This is a genomic window from Curtobacterium sp. MCBA15_013 (assembly GCF_001865095.1).
Lineage (GTDB): Bacteria > Actinomycetota > Actinomycetes > Actinomycetales > Microbacteriaceae > Curtobacterium.
The window spans coordinates 183665-190498 of record NZ_MJGQ01000002.1 but is presented as its reverse complement, the minus strand read 5'-3'; the positions used below and the strand labels follow the sequence as shown (position 1 = coordinate 190498).

Below are 6834 nucleotides of genomic sequence, written 5' to 3'. Positions count from 1 at the left end.
GGAGGCGCGGTGCCGGCTGGCACCGCGCCTCCGGTCCGTCCGTGGTCGCGTCGCGTCCGTGGTCGCGGTCGCGTCGCGTCCGCGTGGCGCGTCCGCGTGGCGCGAAAGCGACTCCGTGCGGATCCGTCCGCGGTCCGTGGCGGCACAGCGACAGGTTCCCGGATGGCGACGGCGGGTGTCTGTCGCTTTCGCGGAGGCGCCCGTCGAGGGGCGAGGCGGGCCCGGGGAGGAGTGCGGGCGGGCAGACGAACGGCCCGTGGCGGAGTCGCCACGGGCCGTTCGGTTCGCGCTGGTCGGCTTCGGGCTGGTCTGCTTCGCGCTGGTCAGCGCAGGACGACGACACCCCGCCCCGTGAAGCGGACGCAGTCCGTCGCGACGTCGGCCTCGCCGAAGCGGTAGAGCTCCTCGCCGGTGGCGCCGGGGACGGGCACCTCGGCCGCGTCGTCGAGGAAGTTCACCACGACGTGCACCGGCCGGGCGTCCGGGCCGAGCAACCCGCGCGTGAGCACGAGCCAGCGCCGGTCCTCGCTGCAGCGCACGGCGTTCGCCTCGTACCGCTGGTCGACGAAGGCCTGGTCGGTCCGCCGCAGGGCGACGAGCACGCGGTAGGCCCGGAGGATCGCCGCACCCCGCTCGGAATCGACGTCCGACCAGTCGAGCTTCGAGTTCGTGAACGTCGTCGGGTCCTGTGGGTCCGGCACGGCCGACTCGTCCCAGCCGTGCTCGGCGAACTCCTTGATGCGACCCTCGGCCGTGGCCTTGCCGAGCTCCGGTTCGGGGTGCGACGTGAAGAACTGCCACGGGGTCGAGGCGGCGAACTCCTCGCCCATGAAGAGCATCGGCGTGAACGGGCCGAGCAGCGTCAGGGCCGCGGCGATCACGAGACCCTCGTCGCTCACGGTCGCCGCGAGACGGTCGCCCGCGGCACGGTTGCCGATCTGGTCGTGGTTCTGGTTCGCGACGACGAGGGCCGTCGTCGGCGAGGTCCCGCGGTCGATCGGTCGCCCGTGCCGCTTCCCCCGGAACGACGACCACGTGCCGTCGTGGAAGAACCCGTACTCGAGGACCTTCGCCAGCGCCGAGAGCGGTGCGAAGTCGGCGTAGTAGCCGTTCGTCTCACCCGTCAGCGCGACGTGGACCGCGTGGTGGAAGTCGTCCGACCACTGCCCGGCGAGGCCGTAGCCCGAGGCCTCCTGCGGGCGGAACATGATCGGGTCGTTGAGGTCGGACTCCGCGATGAGCGAGAGCGGCCGCCCGACGAATGCGGAGTAAGCGTCCGTCTCGGAGGCCATCGCCTGCAGCACGTGCGGGCGGGTGGTGTCCCGCAGGGCGTGCACGGCGTCGAGCCGGAGCCCGTCGACGTGGTGGTCGCGGAACCACATCCGGACGTTGTCGAGCACGTACCGACGGACCTCGGGGTGTTCGACGTTCACCGAGTCGCCCCAGGTGTTGCCGAGCCCCTGCAGCAGGTACGGCCCGTACAGCGGCAGGTAGTTGCCGCTCGGCCCGAGGTGGTTGTACACGACGTCCTGGATGACCCCGAGGCCGAGTGCGTGCGCACGGTCGACGAAGCGGTCGTACGCGTCCGGGCCGCCGTAGGGAGCGTGCACCGCGAACCAGCCGACGCCGTCGTAGCCCCAGTTCCACTCGCCGTTCACCGCGTTGACGGGCAGGAGCTCGACGAACTCCACGCCGAGCTCGACGAGGTGGTCGAGCTTCGCCGCCGCGGCGTCGAGCGTGCCCTCGGGCGTGTAAGTGCCGACGTGCATCTCGTAGATCACGCCGCCGCGTGCCGGACGCCCGGTCCACGCGTCGTCCGTCCACGAGAACCGTGCGGGGTCGACGACCTCGGACGGGCCGTGCACCCCCTCGGGCTGGAAGCGGCTGCGCGGATCGGGCCGCACCGCGTCGTCGTCGCCGATGCGGAAGCCGTAGCGGGCTCCGACGACGGGGACGATCGCGTCGGTCGTCCACCAGTCGTCGGTGCCGCGGGTCAGCGGGTACTCGGTGCCGTCGACCACGAGGCGCACGCGCTCCGGTGTCGGCGCCCAGACGGCGTAGCGGTCGGGTGCGGTCATGCGTGACCCTCCAGGATGTCGATCTCGGCCTGCGCATCGGACTCACCGGCAGAGCCGGAGCCGCTGTCGGCGGGCGCCCCGCTGTCGGCGTGGGTCTCCGTGCCGTGGTCCGTCGCCTCGGCCACGTGCGCCGGCACGAGCAGTGCGACGGGGTAGTCGGTGAGCAGTTCGGCGAGGGCGATGCCCCGGCCGGCCGGCACGCTGCGGCCGGTGAGCAGGTCGACGCGGTCCTGGGGCACGGCGTGCACGAGGGTGTCGCCCCATCCGCCGACCCGCTCGAGCCCGATCGGCAGGCGCGTCGCGATCGTGACCGCGCCCCCACGGTCGAACGCGATCACGTGGTCCGCCGCGCTGCCGGTCGCCTCGAGCGCGAGGTACCGGGTGAAGAGCTCCGGGTGGTCGCGCCGCACACGGAGCGCACGACTCGTCACCAGGAGCTTCGCCGCACCGTCGAGCCCGACGTCGGGGAGCCGTTCGGGGCCGTCGTCGTCCGGGCCGTCGAGTTCGGCCAGGACGTGCCGACGCTCGGTGTAGTCCACCGGGCGACGGTTGTCCGGGTCGACGAGCGAGCGGTCCCAGAACTCGGTGCCCTGGTAGACGTCCGGCACCCCGGGTGCGGTGAGCTGCACGAGCTTCTGTCCGAGCCCGTTCGACCACCCGGCGGCGTCGATCCGTTCGTCGAGCGCATCGAGCACGGCGACCACGGCCGGGTCGTCGAACGCGGCGTCGACGAGCGCGTGCATGCGGCGTTCGAAGTCCTCGTCCGGAGCCGTCCACGTGGTGCTGTCGCCGGCTTCGCGGGAGGCCTTCTCGGCGTAGGCGTGCAGGCGTTCTCGGCTTGCCGGGCGCGCGCCGACGATCGCCTGCCAGAGCAGGTCGGCCAGGACGGCGTCCTCGAGCGGGGCGAGGGACTGCAGGCGTTCGAGCGTCGACGCCCACTCGTGCCCGAGCTCGGCGAGCACGGCGATGCGCGCCCGGGTGTCCTCGCTGCGCTTGGTGTCGTGCGTCGTGAGGGTCGTCATCGTGTGCGGCCAGCTGCCGAGCCGGTCGCGCTGCGCCTGGTGGAAGGCACGGACTGACACCGAGAACACGCTCGGGTCGCCGCCGACCTCGCTCAGGGACGTCAGGCGGGAGGTCCGGTAGAACGCGGTGTCCTCGACGCCCTTCGCCATCACCATGCCGCTCGTCTGCTGCAGGCGGATCGCGGCGGCGTTCGCGGGGTCGACCAGCGCCGGGGCGATCCGGTCGATGACGTCGTCGAGGTCCGGCCGCGCCGAGGCCGCACCTTCGAGGGCGTCGATGAGGTGGTGCGCGCCCTCGGGCAGGTACGTCCGGTACACGTCGAACGAGGCGACGATCTCGGCGACCGCGTCGACGATCCGCTCGTGGGGGAGCGGTGCGGACGCAGCGCTGCCGGTGCCGGGGCCGAGCAGCCGCGCGAGCCGCTCGACCTCGCTGCCGAGGATGCCGTCCGCGATGCCGCGACGGGTGTCGTGCGTCAGCTGCTGCCAGTCGGTCGGTTCGGCCCCGGACGCCGCGGTCAGCGAGTCCTCGCCGGCGGGGTCGACGAACACCCGGTCGAGCACCCCGAGGGCGTCGTAGCCGGTGGTGCCGTCGACCGGCCAGCTCGCGGGGAGTTCCTCGCCCGGCTCGAGGATCTTCTCGACGAGCGTGTAGGCGCCGTCGGTGAGCGCCGCGAGGTCCTGCAGGTAGCCAGCGGGGTCGTACAGCCCGTCGGGGTGGTCGATGCGGAGTCCGTCGACGAGGCCGTCGCGGAACCACGCGCCGATCGTGCCGTGGGATGCCGCGAAGACCTCGGGTTCCTCGACCCGGATCGCCGCGAGCGTGTTCACCGCGAAGAACCGCCGGTAGTTCAGCTCGTGGTCGGCCCGCTTCCAGTGCACGAACTCGTAGTGCTGCCGGGCGTGGACGTCGGCCACCGAGTCGCCGTCGTGCACCGTGCCCGCAGCGGTCGGGTAGGCCGTGTCGCCCAGGTACAGCTTGCCGTCACGCAGGTCGACCGCGTCGAGCAGCCGGTCGTCGAGCACCGGGACGCGGAGCTTGCCGTCCCCGGCGTCCCAGTCGACGTCGAAGGCCCAGGCGACGGGGGACCCCTGGCCGTGCTCGAGCAGGGACCACCACCATGGGTTCACCTCGGGCGTGGCCACACCGACGTGGTTCGGCACGACGTCCACCAGGACGCCGAGGCCGACCGCGTGGGCGGCGTCGGCGAGCGCACGGAGCGCGTCGTCACCGCCGCGTTCGGTGTCGACGTGGCCGTGGTCGACGACGTCGTAGCCGTGCTGGGACCCGGGCTCGGCCTGCAGCACCGGGGAGAGGTAGAGCCAGTCCGCGCCGAGGTCGCGCACGTAGTCGACGACGTCGCGTGCGGCCGACAGGTCGAAGTCCGGCGTGACCTGCAGCCGGTACGTCGAGGTCGGGACGCGCCGGGCGGTCACTGCTGGCCGCCGCTCGTGGCGGAGGGAGCCGTGGCGCCGGCGGGGTTCACCGGTGTGACGGCGTCCTGCGGTGCTGCGGTGGCCGGTCGTGACGAGTCGGTGTCCACCGGGGTCACCGTGACCTCGTGGTCGGGCTCGGCCCGCAGCACGATCATCGAGCGTGCCGGGACGTCCAGCGGGGTGCCGGCGTCGAGGACCTCGTCACGCGCACCCGGTTCGGCGGTGTCGATCCGCACCGTCCAGCCCGGCGAGTACTCCTCGGGGGGCAGTGTGAACGTCACGGTGTCGTCGTGCGCGTTGAAGTACGTGATGAAGGCGACGTCGGTGACACGCTCGCCGCGGGAGTCGCGCCCGCGGATCCCGTTGCCGTTCAGGTACATGCCGACGCTCTTGCCGAAGCCGGAGTCCCAGTCCTCGGGTTCCATGGCGTCGCCGGAGGGCGTGAGCCACACGACGTCCGGCAGCGGCTCGTCCTGCCCGCGACGGACCGGACGCCCGTTGAAGTACCGCGTGCGGCGGAACGTCGGGTGGTCGTGCCGGAGCTTCACGACGTCGGCCGTGAACTGGATGAGGTCGTCGTCGGCGGCGTCCCAGTCGATCCAGCTCAGCGCGGAGTCCTGGGCGTACACGTTGTTGTTGCCGGACTGCGTGCGCCCGAGCTCGTCGCCGTGGGCGATCATCGGCACGCCCTGGCTGAGCAGCAGCGTCGCGAGGAAGTTCCGTCGGCGCTGCAGCCGCAGGGCGTTGATCGACTCGTCGTCGGTCGGGCCCTCGGCGCCGGAGTTCCACGACCGGTTGTGGCTCTCGCCGTCGTTGTTGTCCTCGCCGTTGGCCTCGTTGTGCTTCTCGTTGTAGGCGACGAGGTCGTACAGCGTGAAGCCGTCGTGCGCCGTGATGAAGTTGATGCTCGCCTTGGGCGTGCGGCCGTCGTGCTCGTAGAGGTCGGCCGAGCCGGAGATCCGCGAGGCGAACTCGCCGAGGGTGGACGGCTCTCCCCGCCAGAAGTCGCGGACGGTGTCGCGGTACTTGCCGTTCCACTCAGACCACTGCGGCGGGAAGTTGCCGACCTGGTAGCCACCGGGGCCGACGTCCCACGGCTCGGCGATCAGCTTCACCTGGGACACGATCGGGTCCTGCTGGACCAGTTCGAAGAACGCCGCCAGCCGGTCCACCTCGTAGAACTCACGCGCCAGGGCGGCCGCGAGGTCGAAGCGGAAGCCGTCGACGTGCATCTCGGTGACCCAGTACCGCAGCGAGTCCATGATGAGCTGCAGCGAGTGCGGGTGCCCGACGTTGAGCGAGTTGCCCGTGCCCGTGGTGTCCATGTAGTACCGCTTGTCGTCCTCGACGAGGCGGTAGTAGGCGGCGTTGTCGATCCCGCGGAAGGACAGCGTCGGTCCGAGGTGGTTGCCCTCGGCCGTGTGGTTGTACACCACGTCGAGGACGACCTCGATGCCGGCACGGTGCAGTTCGCGGACCATCGCCTTGAACTCCTGCACCTGCTGTCCGTGGTCGCCCGAGGACGAGTAGTGCGAGTGCGGCGCGAAGAACCCGATCGTGTTGTAGCCCCAGTAGTTCGACAGCCCCTTGTCCTGCAGGGTCGAGTCGTTGACGAACTGGTGCACGGGCATGAGTTCGAGCGTGGTGACGCCGAGTCGCTGCAGGTGCGCGATCACGGCCGGGTGCGCGACCCCCGCGTACGTCCCGCGCTGTTCCTCGGGCACGTCGGGGTGCGTCTCGGTGAGGCCCTTGACGTGTGCCTCGTAGATCACCGTCTCGCCGTAGGGGATCCGAGGAGCCCGGTCGCCCTGCCAGTCGAAGAACGGGTTGATGACGACGCCCTTCATCATGTGCGGCGCCGAGTCCTGGTCGTCGGTCGAGTCCGGGTCGCCGAACGTGTACGAGAAGAGTGCCTGGTCCCAGTCGATGTCGCCGCTGGTCGCCTTGGCGTACGGGTCGAGGAGCAGCTTGTTCGCGTTGGCGCGGAGCCCTTTCTCGGGGGCGTACTCGCCGTGCACCCGGAAGCCGTACTGCTGCCCGGGGCCGACGTTCGGGAGGTAGGCGTGCCAGACGTACGCGTCGACCTCGACGAGGTCGATGCGCTGTTCGTTCCCGTCGTCGTCGAAGAGACAGAGTTCCACGCGTTCGGCGACCTCGCTGAAGAGGGCGAAGTTCGTGCCGCTCCCGTCGTAGGTCGCCCCGAGCGGGTACGGGTTGCCGGGCCAGGTGTGCAAACGGTCCTCCAGGTGTGGGTCCCGCCAACATATCGGCGGGAGCCGACCGCGTCCGCAGACAAG

The 6834-nt window shown here is 71.3% G+C and carries 3 protein-coding genes; all 3 read right to left on the bottom strand.

Annotated elements, in window-relative coordinates; all coding sequences use genetic code 11:
* Positions 1–323: 323 nt before the first annotated feature.
* The 3 genes from treZ to glgX are packed head-to-tail and all read right to left on the bottom strand — an operon-like array spanning position 324 to position 6771.
* Positions 324–2078 carry a malto-oligosyltrehalose trehalohydrolase gene (treZ, locus tag BIV01_RS01940; protein ID WP_071301742.1) on the bottom strand — a complete coding sequence of 585 codons (1755 nt, stop codon included), beginning with the start codon at positions 2076–2078 and terminating at the stop codon, positions 324–326.
* Entirely contained in the window at positions 2075–4537 is a 2463-nt protein-coding gene (gene treY, locus BIV01_RS01935) for a malto-oligosyltrehalose synthase (RefSeq protein WP_071301741.1), read from the bottom strand. The genes treZ and treY overlap by 4 nt, the downstream gene beginning before the upstream one ends.
* Complete coding sequence (gene glgX / locus BIV01_RS01930; protein WP_071301740.1) at positions 4534–6771, bottom strand: glycogen debranching protein GlgX; 2238 nt, start codon at positions 6769–6771, stop codon at positions 4534–4536. Before glgX ends, treY begins: the two co-directional genes overlap by 4 nt.
* Positions 6772–6834: the final 63 nt, after the last annotated feature.

What these genes read in the sequence shown, in the direction of transcription:
- treZ (WP_071301742.1), bottom strand. Translation starts at nt 2,078, where the DNA reads ATGACCGCACCCGACCGCTACGCCGTCTGGGCGCCGACACCGGAGCGC.